15 protein-coding genes are annotated in these 14898 nt (G+C 66.2%); 6 read left to right on the plus strand and 9 right to left on the minus strand.

Features of this window, described 5'->3' with window-relative positions:
• Window positions 1–14: 14 nt before the first annotated feature.
• The 3 genes from N6C22_RS02395 to N6C22_RS02405 all read right to left on the minus strand — a co-directional run bounded on the left by N6C22_RS02395 (window position 15) and on the right by N6C22_RS02405 (window position 1519).
• Window positions 15–344 (minus strand): nucleoside triphosphate pyrophosphohydrolase, encoded by a 330-nt coding sequence (locus N6C22_RS02395; RefSeq protein WP_261649133.1) that lies wholly within the window; start codon window positions 342–344, stop codon window positions 15–17.
• Window positions 345–365: 21 nt separating this feature from the next.
• The gene (locus N6C22_RS02400) at window positions 366–944 is read right to left on the minus strand and encodes a hypothetical protein (RefSeq protein WP_261649134.1); all 579 of its coding nucleotides are present in this window, start codon (window positions 942–944) and stop codon (window positions 366–368) included.
• Window positions 945–1054: 110 nt separating this feature from the next.
• Complete coding sequence (locus N6C22_RS02405) at window positions 1055–1519, minus strand: DUF2391 family protein (protein ID WP_261649135.1); 465 nt, start codon at window positions 1517–1519, stop codon at window positions 1055–1057.
• Between the two features lie 103 nt (window positions 1520–1622).
• Here N6C22_RS02405 and N6C22_RS02410 point away from each other — a divergent pair, with 103 nt between their 5' ends.
• Together N6C22_RS02410 and N6C22_RS02415 are read left to right on the plus strand one after the other, a co-directional pair.
• Window positions 1623–2303, plus strand: coding sequence for a class I SAM-dependent methyltransferase (locus N6C22_RS02410; RefSeq protein WP_261649136.1), 681 nt, complete (start codon window positions 1623–1625; stop codon window positions 2301–2303).
• Window positions 2300–2521 carry a hypothetical protein gene (locus tag N6C22_RS02415; protein WP_261649137.1) on the plus strand — a complete coding sequence of 74 codons (222 nt, stop codon included), beginning with the start codon at window positions 2300–2302 and terminating at the stop codon, window positions 2519–2521. Before N6C22_RS02410 ends, N6C22_RS02415 begins: the two co-directional genes overlap by 4 nt.
• A 76-nt stretch (window positions 2522–2597) precedes the next feature.
• On the opposite strand, the gene N6C22_RS02420 is transcribed toward N6C22_RS02415, so the two are convergent.
• A complete protein-coding gene (locus N6C22_RS02420; RefSeq protein ID WP_261649139.1) occupies window positions 2598–3152 on the minus strand; it encodes a DUF1684 domain-containing protein in 555 nt (184 codons plus the stop codon).
• 509 nt (window positions 3153–3661) lie between these two features.
• On the opposite strand from N6C22_RS02420, the gene N6C22_RS02425 reads away from it, so the two are divergent.
• Window positions 3662–6016: an ATP-dependent DNA helicase gene (locus N6C22_RS02425; RefSeq protein WP_369684429.1), complete on the plus strand. Its 2355-nt coding sequence runs from the start codon at window positions 3662–3664 to the stop codon at window positions 6014–6016.
• Between the two features lie 230 nt (window positions 6017–6246).
• Here the strand turns inward: N6C22_RS02425 and N6C22_RS02430 are convergent, their stop codons facing one another.
• From N6C22_RS02430 to N6C22_RS02445, 4 genes are all read right to left on the minus strand, one after another.
• Complete coding sequence (locus N6C22_RS02430) at window positions 6247–7263, minus strand: ABC transporter ATP-binding protein (RefSeq protein ID WP_261649143.1); 1017 nt, start codon at window positions 7261–7263, stop codon at window positions 6247–6249.
• On the minus strand, window positions 7260–9155 hold the full coding sequence (locus N6C22_RS02435) for an iron ABC transporter permease (protein ID WP_261649144.1): 1896 nt from the start codon (window positions 9153–9155) through the stop codon (window positions 7260–7262). The genes N6C22_RS02430 and N6C22_RS02435 overlap by 4 nt, the downstream gene beginning before the upstream one ends.
• Window positions 9156–10304, minus strand: coding sequence for a thiamine ABC transporter substrate binding subunit (locus N6C22_RS02440; protein ID WP_261649145.1), 1149 nt, complete (start codon window positions 10302–10304; stop codon window positions 9156–9158).
• Window positions 10305–10389: 85 nt separating this feature from the next.
• Complete coding sequence (locus N6C22_RS02445; RefSeq protein WP_261649146.1) at window positions 10390–10938, minus strand: NUDIX hydrolase; 549 nt, start codon at window positions 10936–10938, stop codon at window positions 10390–10392.
• Window positions 10939–11039: 101 nt separating this feature from the next.
• Between N6C22_RS02445 and N6C22_RS02450 the strand changes: the two genes are divergently transcribed.
• The gene (locus N6C22_RS02450) at window positions 11040–12188 is read left to right on the plus strand and encodes an AI-2E family transporter (RefSeq protein ID WP_261649147.1); all 1149 of its coding nucleotides are present in this window, start codon (window positions 11040–11042) and stop codon (window positions 12186–12188) included.
• Window positions 12189–12225: 37 nt separating this feature from the next.
• Here N6C22_RS02450 and N6C22_RS02455 read toward each other — a convergent pair whose 3' ends face one another.
• Entirely contained in the window at window positions 12226–13008 is a 783-nt protein-coding gene (locus N6C22_RS02455) for a sulfurtransferase (protein WP_261649148.1), read from the minus strand.
• A 279-nt stretch (window positions 13009–13287) separates the two neighbouring features.
• Here N6C22_RS02455 and N6C22_RS02460 point away from each other — a divergent pair, with 279 nt between their 5' ends.
• Together N6C22_RS02460 and N6C22_RS02465 are read left to right on the plus strand one after the other, a co-directional pair.
• On the plus strand, window positions 13288–14142 hold the full coding sequence (locus tag N6C22_RS02460) for a sulfurtransferase (RefSeq protein ID WP_261649150.1): 855 nt from the start codon (window positions 13288–13290) through the stop codon (window positions 14140–14142).
• A gap of 138 nt (window positions 14143–14280) precedes the next feature.
• Window positions 14281–14886 (plus strand): rubrerythrin family protein, encoded by a 606-nt coding sequence (locus N6C22_RS02465; protein WP_261649151.1) that lies wholly within the window; start codon window positions 14281–14283, stop codon window positions 14884–14886.
• Window positions 14887–14898: the final 12 nt, after the last annotated feature.

Here is a 14898-nt window from a genome sequence, read left to right on the forward strand (position 1 = left end):
AGTAGCGGTTTCAGCTACGACTCGTTCTCGCCGTCGCCCAACACACGCTCCAGGACGATGCCGTCCTCGAACCCGCCACGAGCCGTCCGTTTCTCCCGTCGTTCGGTCGCGACGGTTTCGGCAGAAAAGCCCTCGGCAGCCCGTATCGCGTCCACGAGGGTCAACACGTCGGCCAACTCCTCGGCGCTCGGGTCCTCTCGGAACTCCTTCGCCTCCTCGACGAGTTTCTCGCGGAGTCGCGCCCGGTACTCGTCGCCCTCGGCGACGTGGGTGACTGGGGTCTGACCGTTCGCGCGGATTACGGCTGGAATATCGTCACGGACGAGTTTGTCGTAGTCGGGCATCGAATCGTCCCAGCGGGAGAATCAGTCGTCGAACTCGACGTTGCCCTCGACGTCCAGGTCGATGACGCGGTCGAACAGCTCGCGGTAGCCCTCCTCGACGTCGTCGTCGTGGACCTCGTCGGAGAGGTGGAACAGGCCGACTGCGTCGTGTTCGTCGATGAGTTCGAGGATGCGTTCGACGGCCTCGCGGGCTTCGTCCTCGCCGGCGTAGTAGGCGAGCTCGGTGACGGAGTCGAAGCTGACCCGGAGCTTGCCGTCGTATTCGTCGAAGAAGCGCTCGGTCTGTTCGATGATGCCGTCGAGATCGTCCGGGGCGGAGACGTAGTGGACGTTCTTGCTGGAGCGACGGGAGTAGCCTCGCTCGACGCTCAGGGTGTCGAGGATGACGGCTTTCGTCTCGTCGACGTCGTAGTACTCGAGTTTCTGGCTGACCTCACGTGCTGTCGTGCGTGTGGAGATGACGAAGAAGTGGTCGGTGTCGGTCTTGAGGAACTCCGTGTCGATTCGGTCGGTTTCGCCTGTCGAGGGGTGGACCAGCAAGATGTTGGTACCACCTGGAATCGTCTCGTCGAGTCCGTCTACCGTGAGCTGATAGTCCATATCTTCGGAAACCGGCGGGACGAACTTAATCTTGCGGGTGGAAACTTGAGATACGGTAGCGGGGCGCATTCGGGCCGCTACGTCCGGTCGCCGCGCCGACCACGATGCCGTCACAGCAGGGAGTCGGCGGTCGCCGCGCCGACCACGCTGAAGATGGCACCGACGCTGATCGCCTTCAGGGTCGTGACCGCGATCTCGGTGTCCGTCGGGGGGGTGCCCGCCGCGGTCGTCAGGATACCGTCGCCGTCACCCACGAGGAACGTGTCGGGTGCGGTGAACGCGAGTGCCAGTATCGCGACCGAGCCGAACGAGACGAGCATCAGGGAGACGAACCGGAGCGGGATGCCACCGACCTCGAGCTCGCGGTCTGGGTTGCGGCCGTCGTCGGCCTTGTAGAGAGCCCCGTAGCCGATGGCGAACACGATGGCGACGGTGATGAGGCCATGTATCGTGCTCATGTTCGCTGCGAGGACCCACACCTCCTCGGTGACGACGAACGGTCCGGCGAGCAGGAACCCGCCGACGACCTGCTGAGCGCTGTCGGCGAGTTTGTACCGCTTTCTGGGACCAACCATGGGAATAGATGATACCCGACTCCGGATAAGCGGTACGTTCTCGTGGCTCATGAGTGGCTATCTCCCGAACGGGTTTTGTCCTCTCGCGTCTGAGGGGTTACCCATGAGTGTCCGTGAAGAGTTCGACGCGTGGGCTCAGGACGGCCGCGACAAGGGCATGGAGGACCGCCACTGGCACACCGCGAAGCACGCGCTGGCGCGGGTGCCGGTCGAGGCAGGCGACACGGTCGTCGACCTCGGCTGCGGCTCCGGCTACGCCGGCCGTGCGCTCCGCGAGACCAAAGACGCCGGGCGGGTGTACGGGCTCGACGGCTCCCCGGAGATGGCACAGAACGCCAGGTCGTACACCGAGGACGGCTCGCTCGGCTACCTCGTCGGGGACTTCGACGAGCTCCCCTTCGCGACCGATAGTGTCGACCACGTCTGGACGATGGAGGCGTTCTACTACGCACAGGACCCCGAGCACACCCTCGAAGAGGTCGCACGCATCCTCCGCCCGGGCGGGACGTTCACCTGTGCGGTGAACTACTACGAGGAGAACGTCCACTCCCACGAGTGGCAGGAGTTCATCGAGGTGGACATGACGTTGTGGAGCGCGGCCGACTACCGCGAAGCGTTCCGCGACGCGGGGCTCCACGTGGCATCCCAGGACAACGTTCCCGACCGGGACATCGACATCCCGCCGGCCGGCGAGTTCCCGACGGACGACTGGGACAGCCGTGAGGACATGGTCGAGCGCTACCGGACCTTCGGCACGCTGGTGACTGTCGGGGTGAGTCCGTGAACGTCCTGGAACTCCTGCTCGGTCTGTTCGGGATGGTCGCCATCCTCGGTGTCGGGCTCGCGTTCGTCGCGTTCCCCGAGGAGATGCTGAAGCTCCGGTTCGCCCACCTCCGCTCGACGCGACGGTACGTCACGAGCACCAGGGTCACGTTCTACCGGCTCGTCGGCCTCGGCGTGGTTGTGATGGGGCTGCTCGCGCTGTTCGGCTACCTGTTCTGAACCGTTCTGGTCATCTCTCTCCTGTCGATACGCTGCTTCTTCACCCGGCCGCCGGACCCCGGTTTCTGTGGTGGCCTCAGTAGCGCTCGCCAGCCTTGACCATCACATCCAGCCAGTTCTCCTCGGGCGGCAGCGGACAGGAGAACGTCTCCGAGAAGGCACAGAACGGTGAGTACGCCAGGTTGAAATCGAGCGTCACGGTGTCCACGTCCTCGAGGTCGCCGTCGACGTGCAGCTCCATGTACCGGCCCTTCTCGTAGGTCTGTTGGCCCGTGGTCTTGTCGCGGAAGGGGACGAACAGCGGCTCGGGCTGGCCCTCGCCGAGGCGCTGCTTGTAGCCGTGGAGTTCGTACGATTCGCCCTCGAGTTCGAAGCTGAGCGTCGCGACCCGGACGTAGCGCACCTCGGGGCCGCTCGTGGTCTCCATCGGCACGGGTTCGGGCTCCGCGTGGTGTGTTAGCTCGGCCTCGACCCGAAACGAGGGGTCGGGGTCGAAGTAGGCGACGCCGTCGAAGTCGTCGCGCTCTTCGGGCGGAATCGGGGACTGCGGGTGCTCGGCGAAGAACTCGTCTTTCTCCTCGCGCTTCTGTTCGAGTTCGGTCCGCCAGGTAGCGGCGTCGAAGTCGCTCATACCCGTCGTTTCGGGTCGAGTCGGGTAGTCGTTGTGCTCTGTGGTTGTGGGTTCGTTCAGGTGTGGGCCGATGGCTGGTGGCGACGAGCATATGGCTCGCGCCGATGGCAATGGAGACCGCCCCGCACAGCACCGCAGCCACATCCTCCCCAGCCGATTTCGGTACTCCTGTCACTCCACTGCGTTCCGTTCCAGTCAGTTCCTCATCCCTCGCACGATGCCGACTCGCAGCTTCGCTGGCGCGAAGCACGCTCGCCAGCGCGCGCCACTAGTGGATTGTGCTCCTGGAATCTTTCTGGAGCCATTCTGGGGCCCTCTGGCGGTCCTCCACGGCCGGTCCGGTCGGCGGCGTCGCTGTCGGCGGTGACACCGACCACGTCGACCCCTCCGGTTCCACTGGAGATGGGTCTCGTCGATCGACTGTTCGGACAGCCCGTCCCGGGATTTATCACCGATACCGCGGCCACCAACGACAGGCCTATGGACGGAGGACGATGAAGCAGAGACAGATGAGCGCGCCGTGGCGAGCCGTCTTCGGACACGCGGAACCGTACGACGACCAGGTCGACGGGATAGAGACCGCCATCGAGACGGCCCGAAACGACGGCTTCACCGTCGTCGAGGGTGCCTGCGGGACTGGCAAGACCATGTTGGCGCTGACCGCCGGCATCAACCTCGTGCGCGACCCCGATTCGGACTACGAGCGCGTCCTCGTACTGACGAGCGTGAAACAGCAGCTCCGCCAGTTCGAGGAGGACTTAGAGACCATCAACGCGAACCTCCCGGCGGACTGGGACCCCGTCTCGGGGCTTACCCTGGTCGGGAAATCGGATGTCTGCCCCTACAACCGGGAGAACGCGGGCGGCATCGACGACGGGAACGTGTACGACCGGTGTGACACGCTCCGGGAGAAGACCCGGGACCTCACGGGAGAAGGCGGGGACACCACGGCGGAGGCGCTGACCGCAGTCGCCAGAAGCCAGCAGATAGACCTCGCGAGTTCGGGTGCGGGCGGGGGAGCCGCGTCGTACCTCGAGAGCGCGGGCGAACCGTCGCCCTACCCCCGCACGATGCCCGAGTACGACACCGGGACCACGGACATCGAGTTCTGTCCGTTCTACGCCCGCTTCCTCGCCGATATGCCCGACGACGGCGACCCGGCCGAGGCGGTCCCCTTCGACTTCTCCGATGCCGGTTTGCTCCGCCCCGACGACCTCGTCGGGAAGGGGATGGAGTACGGCACCTGCCCCCACTCGCTGATGGGTGTCCTCCTCGCGCACGCCGAGGTCGTCGTCGGGAACTACTACCACGCGTTCGACCCGACCACGACCTCGTCGTTCACCGGTCCCCTACTCGACGACTCGACCTTCCTCGTCTGCGACGAGGCACACATGCTCGAACCGCGAGTCCGGGACCTCGTCAGCGACGGTGTGGCCGACCGGACCCTCAGAGACGCGGAGGCGGAACTCACCCGCGTCATCCAGCCCGTCGCCTTCTCGGAAGGGCGAGGCACCACGAGCCGGCAGACCACCGCCGACGCCGATTTGGTCCGTGGCGAACTGCACGATACGGATATCGAGGTATCCGACCTCGAACACGCCCGGGACTTCGTCGTCGACCTCCGGGAGGAACTGGACCGGCGCGTCACGGCCCATCTCGACCGCGAGCATCGCGGCTGGAAGTCGGACCTGAACGACCTGCCGGACGCCGAGATTCCGCTCCGGGACCCCGAGCATCCTGCGCCCGACGAGATAACCGAGTGGGCCGAGGCGGCGGGGTACGACGGCCGCACCTGGACCGATCTGCCGGACATCGCGGCCGTCACCGCCAGGGTGCTCAACGAGGCCGAGGACGAGGAGAAGTCGAGAGCAGTGGAGAGCATGGCCCGCGCGCTCTCTGCGTGGTTCCACCGCGACCACACCGAGTACTTCCGCGAGATCGAACTCGAACGAACCTGGGACGACATGGAGCCCGTCGACTCCTGGCGTCGGGCCTACAACGCCCGGCTGGCCATCCAGAACTGCGTCCCCTCGAGTGTCATCGCCGACCACCTCGCGGAGTTCGGCGGCGGCGTGCTGATGAGCGCGACGCTCGCGCCCATCGACATCTTCGCGGAGGTCACCGGTCTGAACCACCTCGAGAAGGAGGGCCGGCCGGTCGAGCAGCGGACCTACGGACTGCACTTCCCCGAGGAGAACCGCGAATCCTTCGCGGTGGCCGCCCCGAAGTATACCTACGACAACCGGGGCGACGCGGGCGAGGAAAATAGAGTACGGCAGACCTACATCGAAGCCATCTGTTCGGTGGCGTCCTCGCCGGGGAACGTCCTCGTCGGGATGCCGAACTACTACGAGGCGGAGTGGGCAGCCGAACAGTGCCGTAAGCGGCTGGACAAGGAGGTGCTGCTCGACGAATCCAGTGCCGACAGCACGACCGAGGACCTCAAGGACGAGTTCTTCGCGGGCGAGGGGAAGGTGCTCGTGACGAGTCTTCGTGGAACCCTGACGGAGGGCGTGGACTACAAGGGCGATAGGCTGTCGGCCGCCGTGGTCTGCGGCGTTCCACTCATCAACACCGCGAGTCCTCGAACCCGGGCGGTTCGGAAAGCCTACGACGAGAAGTTCGGCGACGGCTTCGAGTACGCGCTGACGGTGCCTGCCGTTCGAAAAGCGCGGCAGGCCATCGGGCGCGTGATTCGCGGTCCGGAAGAAGTGGGCGTTCGGGTGTTCGTCGACGAGCGCTACGCCCGGGAGTCGTGGGATTCGGTCCGCGAGTACCTCCCCGAGCCAGAGCGCGAGGAGTTCCAGCCGGTGAGTCCGGACATGCTGGACTTCGGGTTGGAGCGGTTCTGGTCTCAACAGTGAGTTCTGGGTCGGTCCGGGGAGCCTTTGATGGAGACGGTTCGGCGAGAAACACGACCACTATCGCTAGCGTCCATGACCGCCACCGCACAGCACCGCAACCACACCCTCCCCAGCCGACTTCCTCCACTCCGCGTTGCTCCGTTCCGGTCGTCCCTCGCGCGGCAATGACTCGCGGGCTTCGCCACACTCGTCAGCACGCGCCACCCGGGTGAATCGAAACAGTCGAACCCTCACACCACGGTCGCATCCGCGGGGTCGAACCCGAGCTCGATACGCTCGGCTTCGGGCACCGAATCGGTCCGCCAGACGACCTGTCGCCCACCCCAGTCGCAGTACACGCGAACCGACTCGCCGAGGAACTCGGTCTGTGCGACGGTCACGGAGAACTGGTTCTCGGGGTGGTTCTCGCGCAGGTGTTCGGGCCGGACACAGAACGTCACCGAGTCACCCTGGACCTCCTCTCCAAGCACGAATTCACCCTCGCCAACGCGCACGCGAACCCCCTTCGTTTCGACTGGAGATGTGGCACCAGAGAAGACGTTGTTCTCCCCCACGAATTCCGCGACGAACCGGCTCTCTGGGGCGCGGTAGACCTCCTGTGGCGTCCCGACCTGTTCGACCTGGCCGTCGTGCATGACGGCCACGCGATCCGAGACGGCGAGGGCTTCCTCCTGGTCGTGGGTGACGTAGACGGTCGTGACGCCGAGTTCGGACTGGATGCGGGCGACCTCGCGGCGCAGGGTCTCGCGGAGCCGGGCGTCGAGCGCGCTCATCGGTTCGTCGAGCAGCAACACGTCTGGTTCGGGGGCGAGGGCGCGGGCGAGGGAGACGCGCTGTTGCTGCCCACCGGAGAGTTCGTCGGGAGCGCGGTCCTCCATCCCGGCGAGGTCCACGAGGTCGAGCAGTTCCGCGACCCGGGCGTCGTGGTCCGAGTGGTCGGTAAACCGCAGGCCGTAGCCGACGTTCTCCGCGACGCTCATGTGCGGGAACAGCGCGTAGTTCTGGAAGACGACGCCCACGTCGCGGTCTTCGGGTGGGACCCCGGCCATGGACTCGTCGCCGAATCGAACCACGCCGGCACTCGGCTCCTCGAACCCGGCGATGGTCCGCAGGGTCGTGGTCTTCCCACAGCCGGAGGGGCCAACGAGGGTAAAGAACTCGCCGTCGTCGACGTGGAGACTCACGTCCTCGAGGGCGGTCGCGTCACCGTATTCGACCGACACGGAATCGAGGTGGAGGTCGCTCACCGGCTCTCACCTCCACGGCGGTCGACCTGCCCACCTAGTCGCCCGACGACGACGAAGCTCGCGGCAGTCACGGCGAGTAGCACCGTGCCCATGGCCATGGCGGGCCCGAACCGCCTTCCGAGGTAGCGTTCGACGGCGACCGGCATCGTGTAGCTGGCCGCGTCGCTGGCCAAAATCACCGTCGAATCGAACTCGCCGATGCTGATGGCGAACGCGAAGGCGGCACCGGCGACGAGCCCGGTCGCCACGAGGGGGAGTTCCACGTCGAGCAGCGCCCGGGTCCGGGTCGCGCCCAGACTCCGGGCGGACTCGACGAGCCGGCGGTCCACCCCGTCGAGCTGGGGCGCGACGTTCCGGACCACGAAGGGGTAGGCGGCGACCGCGTGGGCCGCGACGATGGCGATGGTGCCGGTCACCTGGATCCGCCAGCCGCCCCACAGCGGGATGCCGAAGACGAGCCCGCGGAGCAGGCCGACCCCGAAGACGACCCCCGAGACTGCGAAGGGGAGCATCGTCAGCGTCTCCACCACGGAGCGTCCCCGGCCGCGATTCTCACCGGTCGTCACCACCGAGACGACGATACCCATCGGGACCGCCACGAGGACGGTCGCGGCGGCGAAGAACAGCGAGTTCACGATGGCGGGCAGCGGTTTCGTCTGGAAGCTCGCGCCCGTCGCCTGGCGTTCCAGCAGGAACGCGTAGTGTTTCAGGGTCAGGCCGCCGCCGTCGGTCAGGCCTTCGAGTACCATCGCGGCCAGGGGACCGACGAACAGCACGACCACGAATATTCCATAGAGCACGATGGCCGCCCGTTTCAGGTCGAGCCCGCCGAACAGCGGCTCACGGCTCGTGCCGGCACCACCACCCATGGCGCGCTGGGCCGCCTCGTACCGCAGGTAGGCGTAGGTCAGCACGAGGGAGATGGCCGTCTCGAGGACCGCGAGCGTCGCGGCCTCCTCGAACTTGAGGTTCGACACCCGGTCGTACACCCACACCTCGACGGTCGCGAGTTCGAGGCCCCCCAATGCGAGCACGATGGGGAAGGTGAGGAACGTGAAGATGAAGGTGAGAAGCGCCCCGGTCATGATGGCGGGCTTGAGCTGGGGAAGCACCACGTCGCGGAAGGCCCGGCGGCGACTCGCCCCCAGACTCCGGGCGGTCTCGACCGCGCTCTCGTCGACGGACTCCCACGCTGCCGTGGTCACCCGGGTCACGAGCGGCGCGTTGTAGAACGCGTGGGCGAGGATGACGACCGCGAGGGGGTGGTTGCCCAGGAAGTTCAGCGGCCCCACACCCACCAGCCCGAGCAGCCAGTTCGCGAGGCCATCACGGCCGAAGGCGGCGTAGAAGCCGCTCGCGACCATGATTCCGGGGAGCACGAACGGGAGGATGGTCAGCGAGCGCAGCGTCCGCCGGCCGGGGAACTCGAACCGGGCGAGGACATAGGCTCCAGGAAGGCCGATGGCGACGCTCGCGAGCGTCGAGAGGAACGCCTGCCAGGCGGTGAAGCCGAACAGGCCCTTTCGGAGGGGCGGCAGCGAGAGATTCCAGAGACCGACCTCGATGGCGAGAACCCAGTCCACGACGTTCTCGACGTGGGTCCCGACCGCGAGGGGCCGGGCGAAAATGCTGGCGAGCACGCCGGTGTAGAACGGGTCGGTGAGAACCGCCGCGAAGGAGTCGAACGGGGCCGCGCCGCCGAAGGCCTCCTCGAAGACGAGGGCGACGGGGAGAAAGAGCATCACGACCAGCACGAGGGCAGTCCCGACCGTGAGGCCGGGGAGGCCGTACTGGTCAAGGACGCCTCGAAGGCGGTCGCTGGCAGTCTGCGTGGAATCGTCCGCGGTCGCCGACCGGCCGAGAACCTGCTGGAGCCGGTCGGATTCGGACATCTAGTTGCTGGCGATGGTCTTCGCCCACTCCTCGGTCCACGTCGAGAGGTTGCCCTTCAGTTCCTCGTACGTGTACGCGACCGTCTCGGGCGGGCGGAAGGCGTAGTCGTCGAACGACGCGGGGAGCGAGACGTGGTCGTCGCTGACCGCGGGGAACTGGACGTTCCGGACCGCGAGTTCGGCCTGGGTCTCGCTCGCGAGCATGAAGTTCAGGAACTCGGTTGCGAGGCGCGGCTTATCGGTGTTCTGGAACACGGCCATGCCTTCGGGGTTGGCGTAGCCCTGGTCGTTGAGGAAGCCGACCTGGTGTTTGCTCATGTCGAGGTCGTCGCGGTTGGCGTACACCTGGTCGGTCGAGTACGAGACGACGATGGGGCGCTCGCCGTCGAGGTACGCCGAGTACGCGCTCCACCACGAGCCCAGAATCTTCACGTCGTTGTTCTGGAGTTCCTTCCAGTAGTCGATGTAGCTGTCCTCGCCCATGGTGGCGACGGTCCACAGCATGAACGCCTGCCCGGAGTCGGTGTTCTGGGCGTTCTGGGCGAGCAGCGTTCCCGAATACGGGTCGGTCGTGAGGTCCTCGAAGGTCTGGGGCGCGTCGACCCGGCCCTTGTCGTAGACGAGGCTGATGTAGCCGGTGTCGTACGGGAGGACGCGGCCCTTGGGGTCGTCGAACTCCAGTTCGGATCGGACGCGGGCAGCGTTCGACACGTCCGAGCGCGGCAGTTCACCGAACAGGCGCTTTTCGCCGAGCGTGTCGTCGATGGTGACGAGGTCGTCGACGTTGAGGCCGACGTACACGTCCGCATCCACCGAGACGCCCTCGCTCCGGCGCTGGACGTACTCGGTGACGCCGTTCTTCGGCGTCTTCCACTCGATGGTCACGTCGTCGTACTGCGCCTCGAACTGCTCTTTGATCCACGCGCCGGGGCTGCTGGACGGCGATTCGACGAACGACTCGTAGGTCGCCACCGTCAGCGTCCCCGACGGTTCGCCGGTCGTGGTGGTCTTCTGTGCTGCCTGGCTGGTCGTCGTCGCGGTTCCGCCACCGTTTCCATCCGTGCCCCCGCTGCCGTCGTTGGTCAGGCACCCGGCGAGGCCGAGTCCCCCGGCAGCAGCGACTGCAGATACGAAGTCCCTCCGTCTCATTATCCGGTGGTTCCACCTTGTGGTAGTTAAAAGAACTGGATTGTATTGCCGGGTGATTTGTAGAGAAGAAGTACGTGGGGCCCGGTCAGCACGCCGACAGCGCCAGTTCGATGCGCTCCCGGTCGGAGTCTCGGATCCGCTCCGGCGAGTGTAGTACCTCCTCGATGGGGACGAACGCGGCCTCGAACCCCTCGGCTTCGGGTGTGAGTTCGCCCGCGGTCTTCGCCCGGTCCAGGCGGTACGTGATGAAGTAGAAGCCGCGGTCCGGCAGTTCGACGTGGAGGATGGTCAGGAACTCCAGGTCGTCGGGGTCCGCACGTAGCCCGGTCTCCTCGTCGAGTTCACGCAGGAGCGACGCTTTCGGACTCTCGTCGTACTTCGTGTAGCCGCCGGGGAGGCTCCACAGTCCGTCGTGCTGGGGGACCGGCTCGTCTAGCAAGAGGACCTCCTCGTCGTCGTGGACGATGACGTGGACGGCCGGTGAGGGGAGCTGTGAGAAGACCACGTCGCACTCGGGACACCATGGAACCTCACGGCCTTCCCACTCCTCGGTGCCGAGTTCGGTCCCGCAGCGATGGCAGTACGTCGGCACGACGGTGACGGAGTCGATCTCGCTGGGTTCACGCTCGACCATGACTGATGCTACCACGCAACGTGTCGAAAACCTTGCTACATCACGAACGACCGGGTGGGACTGGTCCCTACCTTTTTACCTGTCCACGAAGTGAATAAACTGTGCAACTGAATCGTCGCGTCGTCCTCGTCGCCCTCGTGCTCGTCGCCGGGGTCGTGACGTGGATCACCCTCTCGGCCGTGTTCGCGACGGTCTTCTTCGCGCTCACCGTCGCGAGCGTGGTCACGCCGGTCCACCGCTGGCTGGTCGGTCGTGGGCTCCCCAACTACTGGGCGGGTGTCGTGACGACGATACTCACCTTCGTCGGCGGATTCGCGGTGTTCGCGCCCATCTTCATCATCGCCTACGTGCGCCGCGACGGGCTGTTCGCCCTGGTCCGCCAGCTCCCCGAAGAGCTCGTCATCGACGCGTTCGGCTTCTACTACGCCGAGAACGTCGCCGACATCCAGGACGCCGTCATCGACTACCTTTCCGACCTCGCGGTCGTCGTCGCACGTGCCAGCCCGGACCTCGCGTTCAAGGCGACGCTGTTCGTCATGGTGCTGTTCTCCTTCCTCGTCGCCCAGGACAAGGTCTATCGGGCGGGTATCGCGGTCGTCCCGCCGAAGTACCACGACATCGCCCACGCCCTGCAGGAGCGGACCAACGATACGCTGCTGGCCATCTACGTGCTCCAGCTCGCGACCGCGCTGGGCACCTTCCTCGTCGCGGTCCCGGTGTTCTGGGTGCTCGGCTACGACTACTGGGTGTCGATGGCGGTCATCGCGGGCATCCTCCAGTTCGTCCCCATCATCGGGCCGAGCGTCCTCATCGGTGCGACCGCCCTCTGGCACCTGAGCCTCGGCGAGATCCAGAGTGCCGTGATAATCGTCGTGGTCGGTGGCCTCGTCATCGGCTACCTCCCCGACGCGGTCATCCGGCCACGGCTGGCCAGCGTCACCGCGGACATGCCGGGGAGCCTCTACTTCATCGGCTTCATCGGCGGTCTCCTGAGCGTCGGCCCCATCGGGGTCATCGCGGGACCGCTCGTCGTGGCGCTGTTCTCGGAGACGATGACGCTGCTCGCGAACGAGGTGAACGGGGCGGCAGAGCTCGGAGAGGGCGAGGACGAGACTGGCGAGGCAGCCGCGGCTGCAGACGCCGAGACTGTGCCAAACGACAGCCCGGCTGCCGACGAACCGGTCGAATCAGGCGAGACCACCGACGGACTCGGCGAAGGGTCGCCCGACGGGACCGCTGGCGACGACTGACTGCCCTGGCACGGACTCAGGCGGTCGGGACCGGCAGTTACGCAGTCTCGACCGGGCCGTCTATCTTCTCCCACTCGGTGAGGCTGCCCTCGTAGAAGTCGACGTGGTCGTAGCCGAGGTGGCGGAGGACGACGTAGGTGTGGCTGATACGGCGGGCGGTGTTGCAGTAGAGGATGACGCGCTTCTCGGGCGTGACGCCCATCGATTCGAGGAGGGTACGGAGTTCCGCTTCCGACTTCACGCCACGGCTCTCCTCGTCGACGAGGTCGCGCCAGTCGAGCACCTGCGCGCCGGGGATGTGGCCCTCCTCGTACTCCCAGTCCTCGCGGGTATCGAGGATGACGGTGTCCGGCTCGTCGAGCGCGTCGAGGACGGCCTCGGCCGAGATGAGCGGGCGGTCGTCGGGAATCGTCGCTTCGTACTCGGTCGGCTCGACCTCGGGAGCCGCGTTCGTCGTCTCGTGCTCGCGATTCCAGGCGCTGTAGTCGCCGTCCATCAGGTGGACGTCGTCGTGGCCGTAGTTGAGCGCGGTCACGACGAACCGGGCGGCGAACACGCCATGGGTGTCGTCGTAGGCGACGAGGGTGTCCTCTGGCTCGATGCCGGCCTCGGACATGAGCCGGTTCCACGTCTCGACGCCGGGGAGTTTCCCCTCGTCCTCGTCGCCGTCGCTTCGGTACTCGTCGAACGGGATGCTCACGGCGTCGGGGATGTGGCCGATGCCGTCGTACTCCCACGCGTCGCGGACGTCGACGAGTCGGACCTCGTCGCGGTTGGCGGCGAGCCACTCGCGCGAGACGACCCACGGAAGGTTCGTCATAGCCTCGATTTCGTCGGCCCACCTGTAAGGTGTCTCGGTCCCGGCGGATTGGGCGGCCTCATAGATACGAGAAAATTTTGCTGGTTCTCGCCGGTCCGGCAAATATATCTGGTAACTGCCCGGTTAGCGCCGACCTGCCGCACGGTACCCGTCCGTGTGAGCCGAGCACACGGGCGTGACCGTACCAACTCCCGGCGATTCTGTCCGGTTCGACCGACGACCGGCGGCACCTGCCGGGTTGCCATACTGATATACCCCTAGGGTGAGAAGTAGAGGTGTATGACGGAATACGCTAAAGACGTACTCGTTTCCGCGGACTGGGTCGAGAGCAATCTCGACGAATTCCAGAGCGACGACCCCGCCCACCGACTGGTCGAGGTCGACGTGGACACAGAGGCGTACGACGAGAGTCACGCGCCGGGCGCTATCGGCTTCAACTGGGAGACGCAGCTCCAGGACCAGACGACCCGTGACATCCTGACGAAGGACGAGTTCGAGGACCTCCTCGGCTCTCACGGCATCACCGAGGACTCCACGGTCGTCCTCTACGGTGACAACTCGAACTGGTTCGCGGCCTACACCTACTGGCAGTTCAAGTACTACGGCCACGACGACGTCCGTCTCATGGACGGTGGCCGCGACTACTGGCTCGAGAACGACTACCCGCTCACGGACGAGGTCCCCTCGTTCAGCGAGCAGGAGTACAACGCCAGCGGCCCGCGCGAGTCCATCCGCGCCTACCGCGAGGACGTCGAGAACGCAATCGAGCGCGGCGTTCCGCTCGTCGACGTTCGCTCGCCCGAGGAGTTCTCTGGTGAGATTCTCGCGCCCCCGGGCCTGCAGGAGACCGCCCAGCGTGGCGGCCACATCCCCGGCGCACAGAACATCTCGTGGGCGGCCGTGACCAACGACGACGGCACGTTCAAGACCTACGACGAGCTGCAGGAGCTCTACGGCGAGCACGGCATCGAGGGCGACTCGACGACCGTCGCCTACTGCCGCATCGGCGAGCGCTCCTCGGTCGCCTGGTTCGCGCTCCACGAGCTGCTCGGCTACGAGGACGCCATCAACTACGACGGCTCCTGGACAGAGTGGGGCAACCTCGTCGGCGCGCCCATCGAGAAGGGCAACTAACGCCGCGAATCCATAGCGAATCTTTCTCTTCGACGTCGCCCCGCGAGCGGCGGCACCGTCTCGCATCCCGCGTCACAGCCCCCGGCTGATTCCGCCAGCGGCGGTGGTTACAAGCACCGCGACGGCGAACCATCTCGCATGGATTCAGACGACTTCCTCGACACCGTCCGCGACGAGAACCAGACCGCACTCTCCCGGGTCGGCTCCTCGAAATCGCTGTACGCCTTCACCGGCGGCGAGATGAACAGCGACGACGTGGTCGGGGTGGCCGCGACGATGGCGACACAGGGCGCGGCCCGCTTCGGCGACTGGGCCGGCGACGGCCCGGCCGGCGAGTTCTTCGCGGCGGTCGCCGACGCCGAGACCGAGTGGGCGGACTCCCTCGACGCTGAAGCCGCAGACGAACCGTACGCGCTCCACGAGGTGCTCGACGACTACGACAACCCGGTCGAGCGCATCGGTGCCTTCGCCGGATACTCGCTGATCGCCCGGAAACTCGCCGACCAGTTCACGGGCTTCTTCGTCGGGAACGCCGATCCGCAGACGGCCCAGACGTTCCGCGGGCGCAAGGGCGACCTGCAGGAGCGCCTCGACGACCTGGGCGACCAGCTCGCGGCGGTCTGTGAGACCGACGACGACTGGGAGGCTGCAGCAGGCGCAGCGGGCGCTGTGATTCAGGCAGCATACGAAGAATACACCGACCGGCTCGAAGCGATGGGCGTGAACCCGAAGCCGGTCTGTTGAGGCGGCAGTCGT

This window comes from Haloarchaeobius sp. HME9146 (assembly GCF_025399835.1).
Lineage (GTDB): Archaea > Halobacteriota > Halobacteria > Halobacteriales > Natrialbaceae > Haloarchaeobius.

What these genes read in the sequence shown, in the direction of transcription:
- N6C22_RS02440 (WP_261649145.1), bottom strand. Translation starts at nt 10,304, where the DNA reads ATGAGACGGAGGGACTTCGTATCTGCAGTCGCTGCTGCCGGGGGACTC.
- N6C22_RS02435 (WP_261649144.1), bottom strand. Translation starts at nt 9,155, where the DNA reads ATGTCCGAATCCGACCGGCTCCAGCAGGTTCTCGGCCGGTCGGCGACC.
- N6C22_RS02425 (WP_369684429.1), top strand. Translation starts at nt 3,662, where the DNA reads ATGAGCGCGCCGTGGCGAGCCGTCTTCGGACACGCGGAACCGTACGAC.
- N6C22_RS02465 (WP_261649151.1), top strand. Translation starts at nt 14,281, where the DNA reads ATGGATTCAGACGACTTCCTCGACACCGTCCGCGACGAGAACCAGACC.
- N6C22_RS02455 (WP_261649148.1), bottom strand. Translation starts at nt 13,008, where the DNA reads ATGACGAACCTTCCGTGGGTCGTCTCGCGCGAGTGGCTCGCCGCCAAC.
- N6C22_RS02445 (WP_261649146.1), bottom strand. Translation starts at nt 10,938, where the DNA reads ATGGTCGAGCGTGAACCCAGCGAGATCGACTCCGTCACCGTCGTGCCG.
- N6C22_RS02400 (WP_261649134.1), bottom strand. Translation starts at nt 944, where the DNA reads ATGGACTATCAGCTCACGGTAGACGGACTCGACGAGACGATTCCAGGT.
- N6C22_RS02420 (WP_261649139.1), bottom strand. Translation starts at nt 3,152, where the DNA reads ATGAGCGACTTCGACGCCGCTACCTGGCGGACCGAACTCGAACAGAAG.
- N6C22_RS02410 (WP_261649136.1), top strand. Translation starts at nt 1,623, where the DNA reads ATGAGTGTCCGTGAAGAGTTCGACGCGTGGGCTCAGGACGGCCGCGAC.
- N6C22_RS02395 (WP_261649133.1), bottom strand. Translation starts at nt 344, where the DNA reads ATGCCCGACTACGACAAACTCGTCCGTGACGATATTCCAGCCGTAATC.
- N6C22_RS02405 (WP_261649135.1), bottom strand. Translation starts at nt 1,519, where the DNA reads ATGGTTGGTCCCAGAAAGCGGTACAAACTCGCCGACAGCGCTCAGCAG.
- N6C22_RS02460 (WP_261649150.1), top strand. Translation starts at nt 13,288, where the DNA reads ATGACGGAATACGCTAAAGACGTACTCGTTTCCGCGGACTGGGTCGAG.